The 21,583-nt window shown below is 43.3% G+C and carries 16 protein-coding genes; 8 read left to right on the top strand and 8 right to left on the bottom strand.

Annotated elements, in window-relative coordinates; genetic code table 11:
• Nucleotides 1-146: 146 nt before the first annotated feature.
• The 4 genes from N482_RS12170 to N482_RS12185 all read right to left on the bottom strand — a co-directional run bounded on the left by N482_RS12170 (nucleotide 147) and on the right by N482_RS12185 (nucleotide 5,217).
• Nucleotides 147-659, bottom strand: coding sequence for a DUF4124 domain-containing protein (locus N482_RS12170; RefSeq protein ID WP_063377293.1), 513 nt, complete (start codon nucleotides 657-659; stop codon nucleotides 147-149).
• A 184-nt stretch (nucleotides 660-843) separates the two neighbouring features.
• Nucleotides 844-1,584: a phosphoadenylyl-sulfate reductase gene (locus tag N482_RS12175; RefSeq protein WP_063377294.1), complete on the bottom strand. Its 741-nt coding sequence runs from the start codon at nucleotides 1,582-1,584 to the stop codon at nucleotides 844-846.
• A 36-nt stretch (nucleotides 1,585-1,620) separates the two neighbouring features.
• Nucleotides 1,621-3,345 carry an assimilatory sulfite reductase (NADPH) hemoprotein subunit gene (gene cysI / locus N482_RS12180; protein WP_063377295.1) on the bottom strand — a complete coding sequence of 575 codons (1,725 nt, stop codon included), beginning with the start codon at nucleotides 3,343-3,345 and terminating at the stop codon, nucleotides 1,621-1,623.
• 54 nt (nucleotides 3,346-3,399) lie between these two features.
• Nucleotides 3,400-5,217, bottom strand: coding sequence for an assimilatory sulfite reductase (NADPH) flavoprotein subunit (locus N482_RS12185; protein WP_063377296.1), 1,818 nt, complete (start codon nucleotides 5,215-5,217; stop codon nucleotides 3,400-3,402).
• A gap of 270 nt (nucleotides 5,218-5,487) precedes the next feature.
• On the opposite strand from N482_RS12185, the gene N482_RS12190 reads away from it, so the two are divergent.
• Nucleotides 5,488-7,116 carry an endonuclease gene (locus N482_RS12190; protein WP_063377297.1) on the top strand — a complete coding sequence of 543 codons (1,629 nt, stop codon included), beginning with the start codon at nucleotides 5,488-5,490 and terminating at the stop codon, nucleotides 7,114-7,116.
• A gap of 189 nt (nucleotides 7,117-7,305) precedes the next feature.
• Here N482_RS12190 and N482_RS12195 read toward each other — a convergent pair whose 3' ends face one another.
• The gene (locus N482_RS12195) at nucleotides 7,306-8,490 is read right to left on the bottom strand and encodes a DUF3103 family protein (protein ID WP_063377298.1); all 1,185 of its coding nucleotides are present in this window, start codon (nucleotides 8,488-8,490) and stop codon (nucleotides 7,306-7,308) included.
• Between the two features lie 618 nt (nucleotides 8,491-9,108).
• On the bottom strand, nucleotides 9,109-9,489 hold the full coding sequence (locus N482_RS12200; RefSeq protein ID WP_063372490.1) for a hypothetical protein: 381 nt from the start codon (nucleotides 9,487-9,489) through the stop codon (nucleotides 9,109-9,111).
• Between the two features lie 189 nt (nucleotides 9,490-9,678).
• Between N482_RS12200 and N482_RS12205 the strand changes: the two genes are divergently transcribed.
• The 5 genes from N482_RS12205 to N482_RS12225 all read left to right on the top strand — a co-directional run bounded on the left by N482_RS12205 (nucleotide 9,679) and on the right by N482_RS12225 (nucleotide 14,074).
• The gene (locus N482_RS12205; protein WP_063377299.1) at nucleotides 9,679-10,386 is read left to right on the top strand and encodes a hypothetical protein; all 708 of its coding nucleotides are present in this window, start codon (nucleotides 9,679-9,681) and stop codon (nucleotides 10,384-10,386) included.
• 64 nt (nucleotides 10,387-10,450) lie between these two features.
• Nucleotides 10,451-11,071 (top strand): endonuclease, encoded by a 621-nt coding sequence (locus tag N482_RS12210; RefSeq protein WP_063377300.1) that lies wholly within the window; start codon nucleotides 10,451-10,453, stop codon nucleotides 11,069-11,071.
• Nucleotides 11,072-11,271: 200 nt separating this feature from the next.
• Nucleotides 11,272-12,891, top strand: a complete 1,620-nt coding sequence (locus N482_RS12215) for a S41 family peptidase (protein ID WP_063377301.1) — start codon at nucleotides 11,272-11,274, stop codon at nucleotides 12,889-12,891.
• On the top strand, nucleotides 12,884-13,276 hold the full coding sequence (locus N482_RS12220) for a hypothetical protein (protein WP_063377302.1): 393 nt from the start codon (nucleotides 12,884-12,886) through the stop codon (nucleotides 13,274-13,276). Before N482_RS12215 ends, N482_RS12220 begins: the two co-directional genes overlap by 8 nt.
• 111 nt (nucleotides 13,277-13,387) lie before the next feature.
• The gene (locus N482_RS12225; RefSeq protein WP_063377303.1) at nucleotides 13,388-14,074 is read left to right on the top strand and encodes a 4'-phosphopantetheinyl transferase family protein; all 687 of its coding nucleotides are present in this window, start codon (nucleotides 13,388-13,390) and stop codon (nucleotides 14,072-14,074) included.
• A 53-nt stretch (nucleotides 14,075-14,127) separates the two neighbouring features.
• On the opposite strand, the gene N482_RS12230 is transcribed toward N482_RS12225, so the two are convergent.
• Together N482_RS12230 and N482_RS12235 are read right to left on the bottom strand one after the other, a co-directional pair.
• Nucleotides 14,128-16,497: a TonB-dependent receptor gene (locus N482_RS12230; RefSeq protein ID WP_081227928.1), complete on the bottom strand. Its 2,370-nt coding sequence runs from the start codon at nucleotides 16,495-16,497 to the stop codon at nucleotides 14,128-14,130.
• 279 nt (nucleotides 16,498-16,776) lie between these two features.
• Entirely contained in the window at nucleotides 16,777-18,402 is a 1,626-nt protein-coding gene (locus N482_RS12235; protein ID WP_063377304.1) for a cyclic peptide export ABC transporter, read from the bottom strand.
• A 338-nt stretch (nucleotides 18,403-18,740) separates the two neighbouring features.
• On the opposite strand from N482_RS12235, the gene N482_RS12240 reads away from it, so the two are divergent.
• Together N482_RS12240 and N482_RS12245 are read left to right on the top strand one after the other, a co-directional pair.
• On the top strand, nucleotides 18,741-19,970 hold the full coding sequence (locus N482_RS12240) for an isochorismate synthase (RefSeq protein ID WP_231100853.1): 1,230 nt from the start codon (nucleotides 18,741-18,743) through the stop codon (nucleotides 19,968-19,970).
• Between the two features lie 5 nt (nucleotides 19,971-19,975).
• Complete coding sequence (locus tag N482_RS12245) at nucleotides 19,976-21,577, top strand: (2,3-dihydroxybenzoyl)adenylate synthase (RefSeq protein WP_063377305.1); 1,602 nt, start codon at nucleotides 19,976-19,978, stop codon at nucleotides 21,575-21,577.
• The last annotated feature ends 6 nt before the right edge of the window (nucleotides 21,578-21,583 follow it).

The raw sequence follows: 21,583 nt of genomic DNA on the forward strand, positions 1-21,583 counted from the left end.
TCAATGATTATCTTCTTCGGTATATGGTTTGAAGATCTGATCACACTAAGGAAGTTTAGTTCAAAAAAATCCCCGCTAATTTCTTAGCGAGGATTTGTGTATACGAGACAGGCATAATACAGCCTTTTTTATCTCATATTTTGGTGTTAAATATCTTCGAGCGCTTTGGCACGTTGATCTATGAGTTTTTGCACATTCTGTGCATCTTTCACCAGTTTTTTCACATCTGTTGGCTTCATATTATCTACATCAATCTTGCCATCAGAGGGGCTTTTTTCTTGACGTAGCTGCTCCAAAATCTCAGTATTTTCAGCAGCCATAATAGTCATTTTAGTAGGATCAAGCGTATGAACTTGACTTTTTACTCGACTATTTGGCCTGTCTGAATAATGCCAATTTCCTTTTGCATCTTGCCACTTATAAATTGTTGTTTGTGAAGTTGCTGTTTGCTCATCGTCATTAAGCACTTTCTTAGCTGAATCGACGGCCTTGCCTAACTCTCGCTTTGACTGATCTAGCAGTGCACTTGCTTGCTGCTGCGCATTGCCAAAAATCATATCTACACTAAGCCAAGGTTTTCCGTCCGGACGTTTAATGACAAATAAAGAACCAAGCCCGATAAGCATGATCATAATGATGAGGTAACTGGAATATTTCATTTAGGCACTCCCTGTTTCTTGAGGCCACACCTTTAGAGTATAGCTCTTTCTAAGCTAGAGTTTGACAATTGAGTAGAAAATTATCAATCCATAAATAACAATATTTAGTGACCTACAAACTAAAACAGCCACTCGATAAGAGCAGCTGTTTAGTCACAAGAATTAGTACATGTATTACAAGTATTTAAATACCATCGCCATCAATATGAAGGCCACACTCTCGATTTAACCCAAAGAAACGCGTTTCTTCTTCAGTCATACCCGGCTCAAGTTTTCGGGTTGTGTGTACATCCCCCATTGACACATAACCTTGCTCCCAAAGAGGGTGGTAAGGCAAGTCATGTTTCGTTAGGTATTGATATACATCTCGATTATTCCACTCAATAATCGGATACACCTTTACACTACCTCGGCTGATCTCTAAAACCGGCTTGTCAGCACGAGAGGACGACTGCTGTCTGCGTAAACCACTAAACCATGTGCCAACATTCAGCTCTTTTAAAGCACGCGTCATTGGCTCAACTTTATTTAGTGTATTGTATTTTTTAATCCCTTCTTCACCTTGTTCCCACAATTTGCCAAACTTAGCTTCTTGCCAAGCAGGACTATAGTCACTGCGATAGACCCGAAGGTTTAAGTTTAGTCTTTGTGTCAAATCATCAATGAATTGATACGTCTCAGGAAATAGGTAACCGGTGTCAGTTAAGACCACAGGAATATCTTTTTTTTGCTGTGATACCAGGTGCAACATCACCGCTGCCTGAATACCAAAACTGGATGACAGCATATGGGTATCAGGCAAGTTCTCAAGTGCCCAAGCAACACGCTCTTCGACACTTTTTTGTACCAACATGCCGTTAGCATCGGCAAGCAACGCTTGTTGTGTTGCCTTGTCTAACGTCAATATTTGCTTAAACTCGCTCATAGCTTGTCCTATTATCGGGCGCGAAGCGCCCATTAATTAAGCGTGGAAATCCGTTTTAGAAACTTTCACTTCTGCAACAATGCCTTTGCGAATAACAAAGTCACCAAAACACTCTTGTTCGTTGCGCTCTGAAGCCCACTGACCAATTAATTCATCTAATGCAGGTAGGTATGTTTCTTCACCCACATTCTCTAAGTAAAGTTTCGGTACACGTGTACCTTCACGGTTACCACCAAGATAAACGTTATATTTACCCGGACCTTTACCTACTAAGCCTACTTCTGCCAACATGGCACGGCCACAACCATTCGGACAGCCAACAACACGTAAAATAATGTCATCATTTGCGATTTCATGTTTCGCAAGCAATGCTTCCGTTTTTTCAACTAAGTCAGGTAAGTAACGCTCTGCTTCAGCCATTGCAAGTGGGCACGTCGGCATTGCCACACACGCCATAGAGCTCTTTCTTTGCTCTGTATGTGTGTCGTCAATTAAACCGTGTTCACGGGCAATCTGTTCGATCTGTGCTTTGTCTTCTTCCGCCACACCTGCAATGATCAAGTTTTGATTCGCAGTCATACGGAAGTCACCTTTATGGATTTCTGCAATCTTGCGACAACCAGTTTTTAGCGACTTTTCAGGGTAGTCAAGAATACGGCCACTCTGTAAAAACAGCGTCAAGTGATGTTTGCCATCAATACCCTCTACCCAACCGAAGCTGTCACCGCGGTGGGTAAATTCGTAAGGACGGCTCTGTTCAAATGTAACACCTGCACGTTTCTCTACTTCAGCCTTGAAAGCATCAATGCCAAACGCGTCGAGCGTGTATTTGGTCTTTGCATTTTTACGATTTACACGGTTACCCCAGTCACGCTGTACACTCACTACGTGCTCTGCCACTGCTAAGGTGTGCTCTAGCGGGATAAAACCAAAATCATCTGCACGACGTGGGTAGGTGTTCACATCGCCGTGTGTCATTGCCAATCCACCACCTACTAACACGTTAAAACCAACTAACTTGCCTTCTTCCGCGATTGCTACAAAGTTCAAGTCATTTGCATGCACGTCAACTTCGTTGTTTGGTGGAATAGTAACAGTCGTTTTAAACTTACGTGGCAAGTATGTTGAACCTAGGATAGGCTCTAGCTCTGTCGAGTCTTTACGCTCACCATTGAGCCAAATTTCTAAATACGCGCGCGTCTTAGGTAGTAGATGCTCAGAAATTTTTGCAGCCCATTCATACGCTTCTTGGTGTAGCTCAGATTCTACAGGGTTCGTTGTACATAAAACGTTTCGGTTTACGTCACCCGCCGTTGCAATCGAGTCAATGCCAACATCATGAAGTGTTAAGTGCATTTCTTTAATATGTGGTTTTAACACACCGTGAAATTGGAAAGTTTGACGCGTTGTAAGACGGATACTCCCGTAAGAAGTTTTCTCTTCAGCAAATTTGTCAATTGCTAACCACTGCTCTGGCTTAATAATCCCGCCAGGCATACGCGCACGTAGCATTACATTGTGTAGCGGCTCAAGCTTTTGCTTGACACGCTCGGCACGAATATCACGGTCATCTTGCTGATACATACCGTGGAAACGGATCAGCTGGAAGTTATCTTTGGTAAAACCACCCGTTAACTGATCACCTAAATCAGTTTCGATGGTGCCACGTAAGTGTTCACTATCGGTTTTTAATCGCTCGTTGTCAGCAAATTTTGCATCGGGATCGTGCTTACTATTTGGCTTGTAATCTTGGTTGCTCATTGTCATTCCTAAATTCGTATGCTGTGACGGAAAATAAGTGCGTTATGACGTCTATTAATAGACGTCTTTTTGATAACGGTTAGCACTACGCAGCTCTTTTAAATATTGCTCGGCCTGCTCATCGTCTTTTCCACCATGGGTCTTAACAATGTCCAACAGTGCCTGGTGTACATCTTTAGCCATACGCGTGGCATCACCACATACGTAGAAATGTGCACCTTTCTCTAACCAAGCAAAAACGTCTGCGCCCTTCTCACGAATACGATCTTGGACGTAAATTTTCTCTGCCTGGTCCCGACTAAATGCCAAATCAACACGATTTAGCATTCCAGATTTCACATACCCTTGAACTTCAACTTGGTATAAGAAATCTTGTGTAAAGTGTGGGTTACCAAAGAACAGCCAGTTCTCACCTTCCGCTTCACGTGCATCACGCTCCTGTAAAAACGCTCTGAAAGGCGCAATCCCAGTACCTGGACCAACCATGATTACAGGCGTGTTATCGTCAGCTGGCAAACGGAAGTTATCATTGTGTTCGCTAAATACTTTGACCTTTGTACCTTCTTCTACGCAATGTGCTAAGAAGCCTGAACAGCCACCATAATGTTGCTCACCAAAGGCTTCGAATTCAACTAGCCCCACAGTCAAGTGCACCTCTTCTTCTACCTCTGCTTGGCTTGAAGCAATCGAGTACAAACGCGCTTGGATTTTACGACAACAGTCCACAAGGGCTTGTGCTGCAATGTCGCTTGGATTTTGTCTAATAACATCAAATATCTGACGGGCATCTAGATACTCACGCAGTGCCGCTTTGTCGGTCACCAACTGTGCAAGTTCCTCATTCCCAGTTGCCGCAGCATATTTTTCGACAAAGCCAGGGTAAGATTGTGTCAACTCTAGCTTTTCAATTAATGCTTCTCGAACACTTAACGTATCTTCGCCTAGCTTAACTTCGGCATCAGCAGCAATATTTAAGGCAATGAGTACTTCATCAACCAGCGCTTCGTCATTTAAGAAATACACACCAAGTGCATCACCTGGTTGGTAGCTTATGTCAGACCCTTCGAGGTCGATTTCAATATGACGAACATCTTTAGTCGAATCACGTCCAGTAATCTTAACTGCTGACGAAATTTCAGCTGTAAAAGGGTTCTGTTTTGTATATTGGCTATGTGCAGCTTGCGGTGCGCCAAATGGCGCATTTACTACATTGGCACCGCCAGCACTTTGCTGTGCTTTTAACTCTGGTTCAAGTGCATCTAAGGCAGATGCAATCCAAGCTTCTGCTTGCTCATCATAATCGACATCTAAGTCAGCACGTGCCACAACGCTTTGCGCACCCAGCTTTTGCAAGCGCTCTTCAAAATCAATGGCAGTTTGACAGAAAAACTCATAGCTAGAATCACCCAACCCAAGTACGGCGATTTTTACACCCTCTAACTTTGGCGCTTTTTTGCCAACCAAAAATTCATGTAGATTTTCTGCGTCTTCAGGTGGCTCACCTTCACCGTATGTAGAAACAGCAACAGCGATGAACTTTTCTTTTTTCAAGTTGCCCGGCTTATAATCGGCCATGTTAACAAGCTTAGCCGTTAAACCACGAGCCTTAGCTTGTGCTTCAAGCTGTGCCGCAACGCCTTTGGCATTGCCTGTTTGCGAACCATATAAAATAGTAAGTGGTGCTGCTTCTTGCGCAGGTGCAGCCGTTTGCCCGATTACGCCACCGAGCGCCGCAGTATTGGCATTAGCAGCCAAGTAACCACTCACCCAAGCCTGTTGAATTGGATTAAGCTCAGCCACCAACCCTTGTAACTTTTGCAGTTGTTCTTGTGAAAGCGGACTTGCCGCAGCACTCAGTTGACTCAACAACATTGATTATTCCCCGTAACCCATTTCGATTTACTTGCTCTCGCACCTGATTGTTCAGGTCATTTTATAGCATGCAGGATACTGTTCCTATCTCACAAAAAAAAGAACAGTATCTGCTTTGTTATTCCTTTTAGTTATGAAAAGAAAAAAACTCCAAATAAAACAGATTAAAAGTAGTGAACATTTTTTGATCAAAAGTTACTTAACATATTAATAACCATCAAGTACATTATCTGACCTTAATTAACCTACTCAAAACAATAAGAGAGAAAAATGAAACACCGTAAAAATCACAGGTTCAGTATAAAGACTGCTGTTTTAATTGGGTTAGTTTGCCCAACAGTAAGCGCTGAAATCAGCAATGGTAGCTTTGAAAATTGGCTACAAAGCACGCCGAGTAATTGGTCTACTATTGATACTGGCATTACACTTAGCCAAGTAAGTTCGCCTATAAAAGACGGTCAAAGCGCCGCTGCTGTTACAGTAAATACAGCGACGCAGGGTCGTACCGACTTGCGACAGACGATTTCTGTCACTGGTGGACAAAGCTATACATTCAGTACATGGGTCTATCACACCGAAGGCAATGTAAAAGCAAGGTTATATGTTGATGGTTACAGGGGTTACTCCAACGAAAATCAAACTGCCCAATGGCAGCAATTAACCTATCAATATACAGCCAACAGCAGTAAAAACATTGAGGTCGGCCTGCGATTTTATGACACAAACGGGTTTGATGGCTCAGAAGTGGTGTATGTAGATCACTTTATGCCAAGTGACACAACGACAACTCCTCCTCCTCCTACCCAATGCCAACAAAACCCAGTCCAATTTAAACTTGTCACCGATAACTATGCCAACGAGACAAGTTGGGAGTTGAAAAACAAGCAAGGACAAGTAATAAAAAGTGGCAATGGCTACGCCAATACCACGACATATACCGAGTCACTATGTTTAGCAGACGATACATACACATTTATTATTTCTGATAGCTATGGAGATGGCATTTGCTGTTCACAGGGCAATGGTAGTTATGAATTAACATTCAATAATCAAGTACTGGTTTCTGGTGGCCAATTTAGTAACCAAGAGCAAAAACAATTCACTCTAGGGAATGGTGATGGTGGCGGTGGCCAAGACCCAACTGGTTACTACGCATCTGCCGCTGGTCTATCAGGATTTACACTAAAATCTCAACTGCATGCGATCATTAAAGATCACAACAACCGTGGTTACAGTGCCCTTTGGTCCTTCATTGATCAGTACGAACGCGACAGCTTCTTTGAGAAGGACAATACCGTGTTGGATAGATATTCTGAAAAGCCAACCACTGCTGATACCGTGAGCTTTACAGCGGTAGGCGATCAATGTGGTAGCTACAGAGGCGAAGGTGATTGTTACAATCGAGAGCACTCATTTCCTAAGAGCTGGTTTGGTGGCAAAGTAGAACCAATGAACTCTGATGTGCATCATATTTTCGCTTCAGATGGTTTTGTTAACGCAAAGCGCAATAGCTACCCATTTGGTGAGGTTGGTAGTGCCAGTTATTCCTCCAGCAACGGTAGTAGGCTGGGAAGTGCCAGTGGTATCAATTACTCAGGTACAGTCTTTGAGCCCATCGACCAGTTCAAAGGAGACATTGCGCGTATTTATTTCTACATGGCAACACGCTATGAAAATGTCGTTGCTGGTTGGCAGAATAAATCTAGCTACGGCAACGATGTATTAAATGGTACTGCGAATGTGGTTTTTGAACCTTGGGTAGTTGCACTTCTTAAACGGTGGCACCAACAAGACCCAGTGGATGATTTAGAGCGTGCGCGTAATCAAGCGGCCTATGAATACCAAGGCAACCGTAACCCTTATGTTGACCATCCAGAATTTGTCGAAAAAATTTGGTAACTAGGGTGGCATACTGTTGCTGTTTTAACGTGTTAAAACAGCTGTAAAGAAAAAAGCGGCCTAATCCATTAGGCCGCGCAACATACTCAGCGCAGAGTCTACGTGAGTGTTTAATAAAGGTAAGCTAACCTTCTTCCTATCCTGTAAACCGTTTTGATCTTCCACCACCGCCGCGATTTACAAGTGTACTTACCTTGGCTCTATCGTTAAGGGAGATAAAGTCATTTTCGCGTTATTGCTTGCCCCCATTACATTGTTGTATTGGCGGTTTTCAAATAACGTATAAAATACATCAACATAATCATCATCATTGGTGAACCAGTGACTCGGCATTGCCTTGATTAACTCATTGGTTAACTGAGGAATAATCGCGTAGCCTTGCACGTTAGGATCTGGTATCAACCTCATTACTTGCGTCACAATATTCAAGAAGGTTGTTGCAAGCTCTTGATAGTTTGTATTGTCATCATGCTCCATCAACAATACATCAGCTGCCTGCCAACGGTATCTTTCCCAATGAATAAGTATCTGGTTAGGCGTGTAATCTTGGCCATCATGATCTAAGTAAGGTAAATCCACGACGTCTAAAGCTGGCTCGTCACGGGTTGGACTCACCCCATTTACCACGGCGTACACCTCTGCTGCGCCAGAGATCCAAGGCTCTTTGTCGTCATTTAAACGAATGCGGCTTATAACAGAAGTGGATATAGGTGCAGCTTGTTGCTCCAAAAACCCTAAAGACAGTGTATTGCTGTTGCCACCAACAAGTTCGCGATTTTGATTGAAAACTTTGCGCATCACTTCAATGCCTTCGCGTTGTACGAGTTGTTTATCCAACTCTACAACCAATACCGGACGAGTAGGCATTTTTTGTGCGTCTAATAAATGTAGCTCACCATTTGCATCAAATGCTTCAACATGTAACCATTCTGTATCATCGCCACGGGGTGCAAAAGCGATTAGAGGCACTTGACCACCTTGCCATTGCGATAGCATTGAATCATCCGCTAAGCGTAGCTGGTATACGTTACTACCTTGGCTAGATAGTCCTTTTAACTGTCGAGTTTGTTCACTGGCTTGTGCACTTAATTGCGCACTAGTCGCAGGTAGGCCTAAGTCCGAAAAGTTCAGTTTATTAGCACTATTCAATTGATTTAACCAACCAGCTTGCTTGGAGCTTAATTCCAAAGCCACTGTCTGAGCCACAACTCTTTTGATATCTGCAACTTGTATACTTTGCGAATTAAACCTATCTATCGATTCTAATGCACTTAAAGAAGCGCGATTGACGCTCGATAGTTGATCGGCAATAGCTGCTGTACTGGTTATCATTATGGCTGAATTCAGCGCCACAAACTTAAGTAACCTATTCATAACATTTCCTTGAAATAATCCGTGTGTTTTTTATTTGCCCTAAGATAAACAACTATGTGTGCAACACCACGATAAAACAGCACAATAGATTTATCAAGATATTAATAACAGATTAACATGAAAAAATTCACAACATCCATATCATAATGATATATAAGACTTTACCAATTATTTAAACAAAAAACTGGATAATGAATTATCGCAATAATAAGAATTACAGAACTGTGGCATTAGCAAAAAGAAGCCAGTTTGGCATCTAAACCACACCTTATACATTGCAACAGGAACTAAAATACAAAAAATTAAATTAATATATTGCAGGTACTTAATGATATATTGGATAGGAGTTTCGCGCTGACATATAGAGTATTTCAGAAATGTAAGAACAAGCTTAGAATGGTAATTCAAGCAGCCTATTCAGTTATTTTAAACAATCAAGTTAATCTCAACATTTTACCTATTATGGGTTTTTAATTAAAAATAACGTGAACTAAAATCTTGTTCTCAAGTAAAAGCTCAAAAAAGTCGCTTAAATGCTCATTAAAATTGGAAAGATTTTGCTTACTGCTGTCATGTACCATAATCAGCACTGACAGCAATATTGCATAAGATGAAAAATTATTTTTCTAGGGGGTAAAGTGTAATCTCAATACCTGCACCAATAGCAGATATACGCAATAAAGTATCAACGTCAATTGCCTGAGAGTAGCACTTAGGAGCGGTGCCTGAGGTAAAACCAATATCAAAGGTACGTTTTTTACATCCCAACCATTGCTTCAACGCAGCTTTTGAGCACGACTCAATTAACTCACATAAGTGGTTAATCGCCTTGTTAGGACTGGTGACTTCAGCACTAGATTCAATTCTAGCGAGCTCTCTATATTCATCTTTGTCATAGTGTAATACAACAGCATTGCGCTTTAGATCCTCAACCAAAGCGGAGATGTCGTGTTTGGACTCTAGCTCTAAATCGACATTTAAAAATTGGATTTCTGACATTGCGAGTGCGTTACCTTGCTTTGTGATGGGACCTAAGCCCGCTAATTATTTAATGTTCATACCGCAAATTACCACATAATGAGCGTCAGCCCCCCTTTAAAGTCATACTTTTGGGTGCGACAATTTGTCACCTTGGATTTTACGTTAATTTCAATAAGCTATCAGCAATTTTGACTAAAAAATAGAGTAATGAATAAAACAGCCCTAAAACCTGCCAGAAAAATACACAAATACCTTGGCTATTTACTTGCTCTGCAGATCTTTGCTTGGCTGCTTGGTGGTTTTGTGATGAGTGCTATTCCATTAGAAATGGTGCATGGTAAACACTTAGCTCAGAGGCAGTTGGAAAACCCTTTTCATGCTAAAGACTACACCGCGAGCTTAGACGACATAAAACACACTATCGTCAATTTACAAAAAATTGAATATACGCATTTTCTTGAACGCCCTATTATCAAAGTCACAGGCAAAACCATCCACTTTTTTGATGGACAAAGTGGCATGCCAGTGCAACCACCATCTGAGTCTCAAGTTCGCCAACAAGCGCATGCCCATTATTTGGGTAACGCGCAGTTAGCCACAATTGAGCTGCTAGAAAAAGGCCCAAGAGAAGTTCAATACCGTAACAACATTTGGCGTGTTGAATATGGAGATTGGGTTAGTACAACGATATATCTGGACAGTATTACAGGCCAAGTCATTACAGTACGCAGCACATTGTGGCGAATTTTCGACTTTTTCTGGATGTTGCATATTATGGATTACGACGAACGAGATGACTTTAACAACCCGTTGCTAATTTCGTTTTCAGCTACCAGTGTACTGTTTTGTATCAGTGGTATGATATTACTCTTGCAATCACCACCATGGCGACGCAGACGCATTCAACGTAATTAATCACATATTGCCGTTTATTTCGTTACGATGAGTACAGTCCTGAAGTCCACCTTAGGTGAGAGGCATGCTCAAAGTAATCCCTTTGGGTGTGGCATTGCTGTTGTTAACCACAGCAGTCCACGCCCAATCTTTCGATAGCTTTTATAAAGCAAAGAAATATTTAACGCGTCAGATAACACCACATGATACAACCATATACTGTAGTTGCGAGATCAAAAAGCAGGGCAAGAAACTTACCCCTGATCCTGCTGGCTGCGGTTATCAACCTAGAAAGCCCGTTACCCGAAACGGTAAGCCGAATGTGCGTGCAACTCGAATAGAGTGGGAGCACATAGTACCTGCTTGGGAGTTTGGCCACCAGCTCCAGTGCTGGCAAAATGGCGGACGCAAAAACTGCCGTAAAATCAGCGCTAAATTTCGCCAAATGGAAGCCGACATACATAACCTCGCTCCTGCAATTGGAGAAATCAATGCCGACCGCAGTAACTTTCGCTTTGGATTACTTCCCCACACTCCTTATCAGCATGGCGCATGTGACGTAAAAATTGACTTCAAACAGCGTATTATAGAACCCCCCTATTATGCTCGAAAGCAAATAGCGCAGGCTTATTTTTATATGCATAAGACCTATGGGCTTAAACTCAGTAAGCGGCAACGTAGACTCTTTTCTCTCTGGGCGGAATAAGGCTCGCTCCTAGAAAAAGTGAAAATCCTAATATCCTTCAGAAACAGGTACAAATATAGGGTGTTGTCATTGTAATCTTGCATAACAGTTGATAATTTGAGCCCATAATAAATATATTGGACATACATATTGAAAGCGCGTACCACTTTTAATAAGGTCTTTATTAAAAGTGTTACGCCTGCAGCAATTAGGAACGGAATATGAGACAAAAAAATAATCTCTACCTTGCTATTGGTTTAGCAATGACAACAGCCTTTCTCGCAGGGTGCGGTGGTTCTTCGGGAGGCAGTTCAAATAACAATCCTGTGGTCACCCCTGACCCGCAAACCACACCGCCAACTTGGCAAGCTGGTCAATTCCGTCCTTCAAGTGAATTCGCTAATTTGTGTGCAACGCCTCGTTCAGGCATTGACCCATTTGAGAATACACCATACCCAGACGCAGCCGGCACAGCAACGCATGAAAAAATGTGGTTGCGCTCTTTTAGTAACGAGACCTACCTTTGGTATGACGAAATAATTGATAATGATCCCAGTCAGTTTTCAACTGTCGCGGCGTATTTCGAACAATTAAAAACACCTTTGACCACTGCCAGTGGCAGGGATAAAGACGAGTTTCATTTCAGCGAAAGCTACGAAGATTTTAAGAAAGAGTCTCAAGACGGCGTATCTGCCAGTTTTGGTATTAACTGGACGATTCCGCAAACTCGTATGGCCTATGTAGCCTATGTCACTGCAAACTCTCCGGCAGCCCAAGCAGGCGTTGAGCGTGGGGACAGGTTACTCAAAGTAGGTGACCTAGACTTTACGACATTTAATAACCAAGACACAGCCCAATTCAATCAAATTATTAGCGCTTTTTCTCCGGCTAAAGATCAAACCGTCGTGCTAACTTTACTCGGTCAGAATGGTGAAGAAAAGCAGCTCTCTTTAACTGCCCTCGACCTCGAATTAGAACCTGTGCGCAAAACCCAAGTTTTTGAGTTTGAGGGTAAGCAAGTGGGTTATATGCAATTTAACCAATTTATTGCTAGTGCACAGCCTGAGCTTATAAGTGGTTTTAATCAATTTAGTAGCCTCGATGAATTGGTACTAGACATGCGTTATAACGGCGGTGGTCTGGTGTTTCAAGCTTCACAAGTCGCATATATGATTGCTGGAGATCAGCATAATAACCGCAACTTTTCAGTGAAAACCCATAACGATAAGCAAAGTGCCCAAAACGAGCCTCTGGGTTTTGTAGACCAGTCTATCAATTGGAATACATTGACCTATAACGACGATAAATTACCTGCGGCGAATATGAAACGTGTTTACATGCTCACTACCAGCGGTACGGCTTCAGCGAGTGAAAGCGTCATTAACGCGCTACGTGGCATTGATATAGAGGTAATATTAATTGGCGACAACACCCGCGGTAAGCCTTATGGCTTTGTCCCACAGCAAAACTGCGGGACTGTGTACTATACTATTCAAAACAAGTCAGCCAACAACAAAGGGTTTGGTGATTACGAAGACGGCTTTGTTATTACGCCTAGTGAACAGTTAGTAGGTGAAATAGGCCTTGATGCAAGGATACCTGGGTGCAAAATATCAGATGACTTTAGCAAAGCACTGGGTGACCAAACCGAAGGGTTATTGGCTGGCGCATTACATCATATTTCTACTGGCAATTGCCCAGTAACGGTAGCACGTGCATCCCGATCTGCTGTTACTCAAGATGTCGTAGAGCAAAATATGAGTAACAATTTTTCGTTGCCATATCACCCATTCAGACAGGGTGCCATCTATACACCAATGAAAGAGCCCTCGAATGACTAGATCATGGCTTACAACCTTGGCAATAGCACTCTCTGTGAGTGCTTGTCATAGTAACGACAAAGTCCAACCTGTACCGGCGTTATTGAGCGAAACGTCGCCTTCGGTGATTTCAGAGCTACAACAGGCCATTGTCACCTTAAAAGGGGGCAAACCGCCGACGCTGGCTTACAATGCACTCACTCACTCTCCCCAGCTGATAATCAATGCTGGGGGGCAGTCTAAATTGAGAGAAAACCCTGCCCTGATGACAGTAGAGCTTTCACAGTTACCCATCAGTGCATTTGAGTTACAAATAAGAGATGACTTATGTGTGCTCTATTTTTCGCGAGCAGACAAGTTTGTGCCGTTACAACATGCTAAATGCATCCGCTATAAACCTGACTAACCCTGCTATATTTACCACACTTGGTGGCAAATAAGCTTTTGTTAATATTAGTAAACTTGCATCCTCGTCTGGGATAGGACACACTACGTTGGCTTAGTCGAGGAGTTGTACATGCACATCACTGAACAGTCACCTTTTACACCCATATTGCCCTACTCGTTTCACTCCACAGCATTTGATGCTAGCCAATATCAGGATGACGATTACACATATTTTAACCAATCATTGCCCATCAAGCTGCAACGCGCAGTGGCGAAACGTAAAGCTGAATACTTGGCAGGTAGAGTATGTGCTGCAAAAGCTATGGCTCCCCTAGGCATCACCCATTTTGAGGTTCTCAGTGGAGAAGATCGCGCGCCCATTTGGCCCGCAAAAATCTGTGGTGCCATCACCCACAGTAAAGGAATTGCAATGGCCATGGTCACCGATGCCGAGAATGTTTTGGGAATTGGCATCGACATAGAGCACTATATGGCTGACAAACAAGAGTTGGAGCTACAAGGACAAATTCTCAGAGAAGATGAAAACGAAGCGTTTGCGCAGCTTGGTCAGCTACATGGTAAGCCGCTCACACTTGTTTTTTCTGCCAAAGAAAGCATTTACAAAGCACTCTACGGCCAAGTGCACAGGTTTTTTGGATTCGATGCCGCACGTCTTATAGGTTGCAGTGAAAACTCGTTACGTTTTGCACTCACGTCGTCACTTCATGAAACGCTACCACAAGGTTTCGAAATCACAGTTTTTTATCAGTACGCACACAATATGGTATTAACCGAGTGTGTACATTTGCGACAATAACAATACAACATAAAAAACGGTGCAAAGGCACCGTTGTTTTAATGGTTAGATTATTAGAAGCTGTATTCTAATTGTAATGCCACTTGTCTCTGTTGGCCCAATTCAACATAGTTCCAACGGCGACTACCTTGTGAATTGATATATTCGCGATCGAGTAGGTTATCAACCGTCAAGAATACACCCCAGTCAGCAGGCTTATAACCAACACGCGCATTTACGATTGTGCGACCAAGAATATCTGGATCGTCTAATACGCGGTCGCCATTCTCATCAACAGTCTGATAAACTGGCGCTGCAAACTGTTTCGCACCATCTTGATAGTTTACATTGATATTGGCCAACCAACCTGTGCCAGAGTCATAATCAACGCCTAGGTTTGCTGTCCAGTTTGGACTTTTTGGAAATGCACGACCGACAAAATCATCACCCGTTACAACTTCTGAGCGATTAAACTCAAAGTCTGTGATCTCAGTTTTAGCATACCCTAGCCCAGCAAATACCTTCGTGGTGTCCGACCAAGCGTAATCAAGACTGGTTTCAAAGCCTTTTACCTCAGACTTACCCGCGTTGGCCACTTCTAGGTCAAACAGGTTGCCAGACAGCTGCACACGCACCTGTTGGTCACGCCAATCGATATAGAATGCATTGGCATTTAGTACCAACTGTTCATCAAGCCATGTACTACGTAGACTTAATTCATAGTTATGCGTGTACTCTGGATCATAGGTGTAAATCGTATTTTTGGTCGTATTTACGCCCAAACCACCTGAACGGTAACCTTTTTGATAACTCAAGCTGACTGACATATCTTTGTCGATATGTAGGGTAGAGCCAATTTTAGGTAAGAAGGTTGTAAAAGACTCTTCAGCTCGAGGCTGCACACCAGATGCACGCTGCGCGTTAGCTGCAATCAACTGGTTAACACCCGTGATAAGTTCAACCATCAATGGGTTTTGTGCAAAGCTTTTTGGATCCGGTAATGTTGTTTCAGGCGCTAAAGTTTGACTTGCAACCGATGAGTTTACACGCGTCTCTTTATCCCAACGCGCACCACCAAATACCGACCACTGATCATTTATTTGATAGACAAAATCACCAAAGATCGCTTGGTTTTCGACTTCTTCAATTGGGTTTGTTGCACCGTTTACCATCACGGGATCAGCACCAGCCGCGCGATAAATACCTATCACTTGATCAGCCATCACTTCTGCTGGTAAACCTAATTTTGTAAATTGGGCAATCAGCTGATCACGCACACCTGTCTCAACGAAACCATAACTAATTTGAGATGCTGTCGTCATGTTACGATCATCATTCGCAACAAACGCACCAAATATACCACTGAGCTTATCACCTGAATAAGTGAACTTAAGCTCATGACCGCGACGTTTGTCATCATTTGTTTGTTGCCATACATCCGATTTAGCAATGCCAAAGTCGCTGTCATTTAAACGCGTGTAATCACTGTCACTGTATGAACCCGTATAAGAAACCAGCCACTGAGCTGAGAAATCATAATCTACATTTAGTACCCAGCGCTCAGAGTCATTTTCAGTGTATGCATCGGTATTAATGAACAGGTATCTTTTATCAAATAAATCGTTTACAGGGTATTTTGCATCTGGCGAAGTATTTGATTGGAATAAAGTGCCATTCTCGCTGCTGAAATTTGAGTAACTTAAACGCGCCGTTAGTTCAGTCATTGTAGAAGGCGTATAGGCTAGGTTGACACGCACAAAATCACTTTCTTTGTCATCCATGGTTTTGTTCAGCACAGGGTTGTATATTTCACCTTCTTGCTGTTTATGCTCAGCCGCTACGCGAAATGCCAACTCATCTTCGATTAAACTGCCACCAAATGCAACAGCGGCTTGCTGTTCGCCATTTTGTCCGTAGATTACACGCGCTTTACCAGAAGAAGTGTGCTCTGCTTCACGAGTTTTAACAACCACGGCACCCGCCAAGGCACTGCGCCCTTGCAGCGTAGATTGGGGACCACGAAGTACTTCAACTTGCTGTAAGTCCCATGTTGAAAACGCACCTGCTGCCGTCATGTCTTCAGACAATGCTGCACCATCAACGTAAATACGCGCTAGGCCACCATTGCCACCACCGGTAATGGTGTATGAATCGATACCACGAATGCGATAACCTGTGCTTGGATCACCAGATACGTTCGGGGTACGCATAGTAATGTCATAGAAGTCTTGAATATTCTCTTTTTCCATAGCCGCTGACGTGATAACAGCTACACTGGTGGGCGTTTCTTGCAAGCTTCTATCGATTTTCTGCCCGGTAACAACTATTTTTTCCAACTCTTGCTGCTCATCACTTAGCGCGGCGCCACTGTGCGCGCTCAGTGCCAAAGCAACACCGCAATAAAGTGGAGAAAAACGACCTAGTCGACCCAATGATGCAGACACAGCACCCTCCTTAAATTAATATGTACAATGATAATCATTATCATTGTACATATTAATTGCATAATTAAGAAAGCGTTTATTTTCTTTTTATTTGTTTTCTATTCAAAAAATCGAAATTTTAGTAATAAAAATTACATAAATGCGGGTTTTAGTGAAAAAGGAAGGGGTTATGGAGAAATACGACACTTTAAAAAAAGTAAATTATGTGACCGTCGTTGACGATGGACACTGACAGCGTGTGCTTTAGTATGCATCGTCAAAGACTTTACACTTTACTGGCTACCCTACCATTTTGCTAGCAAGGTGATTTGTACACTCTGTTAGGCAGCCATTTTCCATACGCAGGAGTCTATCAGCGAGGTGGAAGTATTTGTCATCATGGGTGATGACAAAAATAGTTTTGCCTTTCGCACTGAGTTCCGGTAACAACTCTTTGTAAAACACATCCTTAAACACGGGGTCCTGATCTGCTGCCCACTCATCGAAAATGTAAAAAGGCCTATCTTCTAAATACGTCACGACCAAGGCTAATCGCTTGCGCTGTCCTTGAGACAGCTTTTGGGTGGTAAACGCGCCATCTTTGATTGCCACTTTGTGGTGTAAATTCAGCTTTTTAATCAGCGCATTGCCCTTTTCTTGTAAGACTTTGTCTTGGCAATCAAGTAACCTATCAAATAAATGAAAATCACTGAATACGGCACTAAATAATTGGCGATAGCCATCTAACTGGGCGGCACTAATGTGGTTATCGTCAACATGTAGATCCCCTTCATTCGCAGGATATAAGCCACATAGCAGTTTAGCAAACGTCGTTTTACCACTGCCATTACCGCCTACTAGGTAAACTATCTCTCCTCGATTTAACGTCAAATCAATCGGGGTTAACGCAAACACTTCATCACTTTGCTCGTGATAATATCCATGGCTAAGTGCTTTTAGCTCAATTTTGTCGAAAGTTTCTAATTGAGTTTGAGGCGTTTGAGCAATTAAATGCATTTTTGACGTCATTTCGGTAATGGTGTTAGCCGATGCTTTAGCCGCTGCAGCTTTTGGTATCGCGGCTAACATCACCTCAAGCGGCGTCAGCATGTACAAGAACAATAAGGCAAAGCCTGACATGACTTTGGTGGCTTCATTGCCTTGCCCTGATAGGAAGTACAATGCGCCCCCAATAAATGCAAAAATACTGAACCCGCCCCAAGATGCAGCATAGTGGTAAATAGTTGCCCCTTGCACTCGACGCGTGCGCAGTAATTTAATGGTGTCTCCAATCACTTGATCAACAAAAATACGACGCTTTGATTTATGCAACTTCAGCTCTTTAGCACCATCATAAATTGAGTCAAACTGGCTATACAGCGTGTCTTGAACTCGTGCTGCTTCAGTCACTTTTTTAAATGCCGTCGCATTGGCAAGGCTATATCCAATAGAACCCACAACCAGAGTTAACACGGCAAATATAAATACTCGCCAATCTAACCAAGCCATGTAAGCAAAACTGCCCAGTACTATCATGGCATTAGTTAAAATCCCCGGTAAACGCTGGAAAAACTCCGACACACGTAGGCTGTGTTCCGTTAAACACGATTTAATTTTGCCAGCGCCTTGCGCCTCCACATCATTGAACTCAGCATTTACGACATGTTCAGCGACTTGATTTCTTACCGTTGCCTGACTTTGCTCTGTCAGTTGCTCTGCAAATATTTTTGAGCATAACTGCAGGATAACACCTGAGATTGCCAAAATGGCAAAGTAGGTAAACTGTTCAGAGCGCGCTTCCGAAGAGCTATTGATAATTTCATTGATCAGCGCAACTAGCGCAACACTGGCAAGGCCAAACAAGGTACTGGTGACGGCCGTTGCAACAAAACGCCACCAAGTGGCGCGGATTAGATTAGCAAGCACGTTACTTCTCTTTTCGTTAATTAGGACTAGGACTAGATACAGGACGAGAGCTGTGCAAAAAAATTCATAATCCACAGTGCATTTATGCAAGGAGCACAAACAATTCGCGAAATTGACCCATTATCAGTGTGAGGCCCGCAATTGCTGCGTGTTTAACCTCCCTATTTAAATGCACTTTTTGATTAACTTCGTTTCCTAAAAGCTGATACGTCGCAACCCCGTTGTCACTGCGCGTAATATAGTCAGAACAGAACAATCTTACACAGCACTAAATCTTTTTGTGATTGACACGTCTTGAACACACATTGAGGGCTGACCGCATTTATTGCAGCAGTCGAATGACAACGCAAAAAGGTTACATTATGCATGCTGGCGAAATATCCAACTTAGCGCAAGCTCAGTCTTTGGGCGAATTTCTATTAGATCAAGATTGTCTTTTTGTATCAGGCAATAACTGCTTACTTGGTCATGGTATCAAGCACCGCTTTAGTATCCCCATTGCTAATACCGAATATTTAGTCGAGGAACTTCAGTCACAAATGCGTGTACACCAAGGAGAAAGCGACAATGCAATCGCCTTTGGTGTATTGCCTTTTTGCAAACACCAAAACGCTCAGTTTATCATTCCAAAAACTGTCGCGCGTTGGGACAAAAGTGTGTTTAGCCAGTGGCTTAATGCCCAAGTTACTGAAACGGATGCCATCAGCAATTCGCTAAAAGCAGTAAATTATCTGCAAGATAGAACCCACTTTGAGCAAACAGTTAAGGATGCGAAGTCCCTGTTTAACAGAGATTTACTTGAAAAAATCGTGCTGAGCAAACAAGTCGATTTAGAGTTTTCAAAACCACTCAACCGCAAGCATGTACTGAATCAACTGTTGCAGCAAAGCCAATCGGGTTACCACTTTGCATTTCCTACTCAAAGTGATGCGGTATTAATGGGTGTTAGTCCAGAGCTATTGTTAAGCAAGCAAGATCAAACGGTGATTAGTAACCCTCTAGCCGGCTCGATCCCGCGCGATCCGTGCGAAAAAGTTGAGGCACAGCGTCGCGCTGTTCTATTTAGTTCGAAAAAAGATCGTTACGAGCATGCCGTGGTGATCAAAGACATGCGCCAGTTGCTTGAGCCCGTGTGTGACAACCTGACGATCCCCGCTGAGCCAGATCTACTCAGCACGGCAACCATGTGGCATTTGTCTACCGTGATCTCTGGACAATTAAAAGATCCAGAAACCCATATTTTAGGGTTAGCGAATCAGTTACACCCGACACCTGCACTGTGCGGTAAACCCACGAAACCTGCTTATCAACACATTCTCGATTTAGAGGGTCATGATCGCGGATTGTTTTCGGGGATCATCGGCTGGTGCGATCAACATGGCAACGGAGAGTGGGTAGTTGTGATCCGCTGCGGCGAGTTAAAAGAACGCGTTGCGCGTCTGTTTGCAGGAGCAGGTATTGTCGCCGCTTCTGATCCAAAATCCGAGTGGTTAGAAACCGAAGCCAAACTTAAAACGATGCTGAATGCCTTATCGGTACAGCAAGCTTATTCCAGTTTTAACAAGTAAAATATATGAGCATCGAATACACACCTTGGCCAGCTGAGCTGGCCGCACAATACCGCGCCAAAGGTTATTGGCAAGATAAACCGCTGACTACGATCCTATCTGATCAGTTGACAAATAATAGTCAAGGTATCGCCGTTGCTGACGGCCAACGCCAAATTACCTATGCAGAGCTTAATGACTACAGTGATAACCTTGCAGGTTATCTCAAGTCGCAGGGCCTCCAACGAGGCGATACTGCCGTTGTTCAATTACCCAACAGCATTGAGTTTTACATTACTTACTTTGCCCTCCTAAAGTTGGGAGCCGCACCGGTTTGCGCTTTGTTTAATCATCAGCGCACAGAGTTGCAAAGTTACTGTGAGATCTTGCAACCCAAAGTGATGATCGTCTCCTCGGCTCACGCTTTATTCGGTGACGAACAGTTTACAGATGAACTGTTCGGTCGCTTTTCTTGTTTGAGTAAGATCATCACAGATCACAGCAAAGGTAATAGCGAGCTAAAACAGGGCTACCTTCATAAACACACTTTTTGTGCAAACGATCTCAATCCTGAAGATGTGGCTTTTTTCCAGCTCTCAGGTGGCAGCACAGGTACACCAAAGCTTATCCCACGCACACACAATGACTATCTCTATTCTGTCGTAGCGAGTAAGGAGATCTGCGAGCTTGATGGTGATACGCGCTATCTATGTGCGCTGCCTGCACCGCATAACTTTCCACTCAGCTCTCCTGGTGCTCTGGGTGTGTTTATCGCCGGTGGTACCGTGATCTTGGCCAATGATCCAAGCCCGACGATCTGCTTCCCACTCATTGAGCGCTTTGCCATCACGCACACCGCTTTGGTGCCACCAGCACTACAACTTTGGCTTCAACATGCCAGCGCTTCTGATACCGATCTCACGAGCTTGCAAGTGATCCAAGTCGGTGGCGCGAAGCTCAGTCGCAGTGTTGCTGAACAGGTATCACCTGTACTTGGCTGCCAACTGCAGCAGGTGTTTGGTATGGCTGAAGGTCTTGTGAATTACACCCGATATGATGACGATCAGGAGTTGATCCTAACGACCCAAGGCCGCCCTATTAGTGACCTTGACGAAATAAAAATCGTTGATGAAAACGGACAACCTGTCACTTCAGGCGAATCAGGTCGGCTGATGACACGTGGCCCATATACATTCAGAGGTTACTACAAATCTCCAACACACAATGCCAATGCTTTCGATGAGGATGGTTTTTACAGTTCAGGAGACATTGTTAAACAACTGCCATCGGGCCATTTGATAGTAGAAGGCCGCGACAAAGATCAAATTAATCGTGGCGGAGAAAAAATAGCAGCCGAAGAAGTTGAAAACCACTTGCTTGGCCACGACCACATTCAACAAGTTGCGATTGTGTCCATGCCTGACGAAGCACTTGGAGAAAAAAGCTGTGCCTTCGTCGTTGCTGATCAAGACGTTAAGCTTACCACACTGATTTTGCGTAAGTACCTTCGACAGCTCGGCATCGCCGACTACAAAGTACCTGACAAATTCAAATTTGTAGAACAACTACCGTTAACAGCCGTGGGTAAAGTGAATAAAAAAGCCCTGCGTGCCACTTTCGAACAATAGAGAATA

This window comes from Pseudoalteromonas luteoviolacea NCIMB 1942 (assembly GCF_001625595.1).
GTDB lineage: Bacteria > Pseudomonadota > Gammaproteobacteria > Enterobacterales > Alteromonadaceae > Pseudoalteromonas > Pseudoalteromonas luteoviolacea_A.

What these genes read in the sequence shown, in the direction of transcription:
- N482_RS12205 (WP_063377299.1), top strand. Translation starts at nt 9,679, where the DNA reads ATGAATAAAACAGCCCTAAAACCTGCCAGAAAAATACACAAATACCTT.
- N482_RS12170 (WP_063377293.1), bottom strand. Translation starts at nt 659, where the DNA reads ATGAAATATTCCAGTTACCTCATCATTATGATCATGCTTATCGGGCTT.
- N482_RS12185 (WP_063377296.1), bottom strand. Translation starts at nt 5,217, where the DNA reads ATGTTGTTGAGTCAACTGAGTGCTGCGGCAAGTCCGCTTTCACAAGAA.
- N482_RS12175 (WP_063377294.1), bottom strand. Translation starts at nt 1,584, where the DNA reads ATGAGCGAGTTTAAGCAAATATTGACGTTAGACAAGGCAACACAACAA.
- cysI (WP_063377295.1), bottom strand. Translation starts at nt 3,345, where the DNA reads ATGAGCAACCAAGATTACAAGCCAAATAGTAAGCACGATCCCGATGCA.
- N482_RS12195 (WP_063377298.1), bottom strand. Translation starts at nt 8,490, where the DNA reads ATGAATAGGTTACTTAAGTTTGTGGCGCTGAATTCAGCCATAATGATA.
- N482_RS12210 (WP_063377300.1), top strand. Translation starts at nt 10,451, where the DNA reads ATGCTCAAAGTAATCCCTTTGGGTGTGGCATTGCTGTTGTTAACCACA.
- N482_RS12240 (WP_231100853.1), top strand. Translation starts at nt 18,741, where the DNA reads ATGACAACGCAAAAAGGTTACATTATGCATGCTGGCGAAATATCCAAC.
- N482_RS12245 (WP_063377305.1), top strand. Translation starts at nt 19,976, where the DNA reads ATGAGCATCGAATACACACCTTGGCCAGCTGAGCTGGCCGCACAATAC.
- N482_RS12215 (WP_063377301.1), top strand. Translation starts at nt 11,272, where the DNA reads ATGAGACAAAAAAATAATCTCTACCTTGCTATTGGTTTAGCAATGACA.
- N482_RS12200 (WP_063372490.1), bottom strand. Translation starts at nt 9,489, where the DNA reads ATGTCAGAAATCCAATTTTTAAATGTCGATTTAGAGCTAGAGTCCAAA.
- N482_RS12225 (WP_063377303.1), top strand. Translation starts at nt 13,388, where the DNA reads ATGCACATCACTGAACAGTCACCTTTTACACCCATATTGCCCTACTCG.
- N482_RS12220 (WP_063377302.1), top strand. Translation starts at nt 12,884, where the DNA reads ATGACTAGATCATGGCTTACAACCTTGGCAATAGCACTCTCTGTGAGT.
- N482_RS12190 (WP_063377297.1), top strand. Translation starts at nt 5,488, where the DNA reads ATGAAACACCGTAAAAATCACAGGTTCAGTATAAAGACTGCTGTTTTA.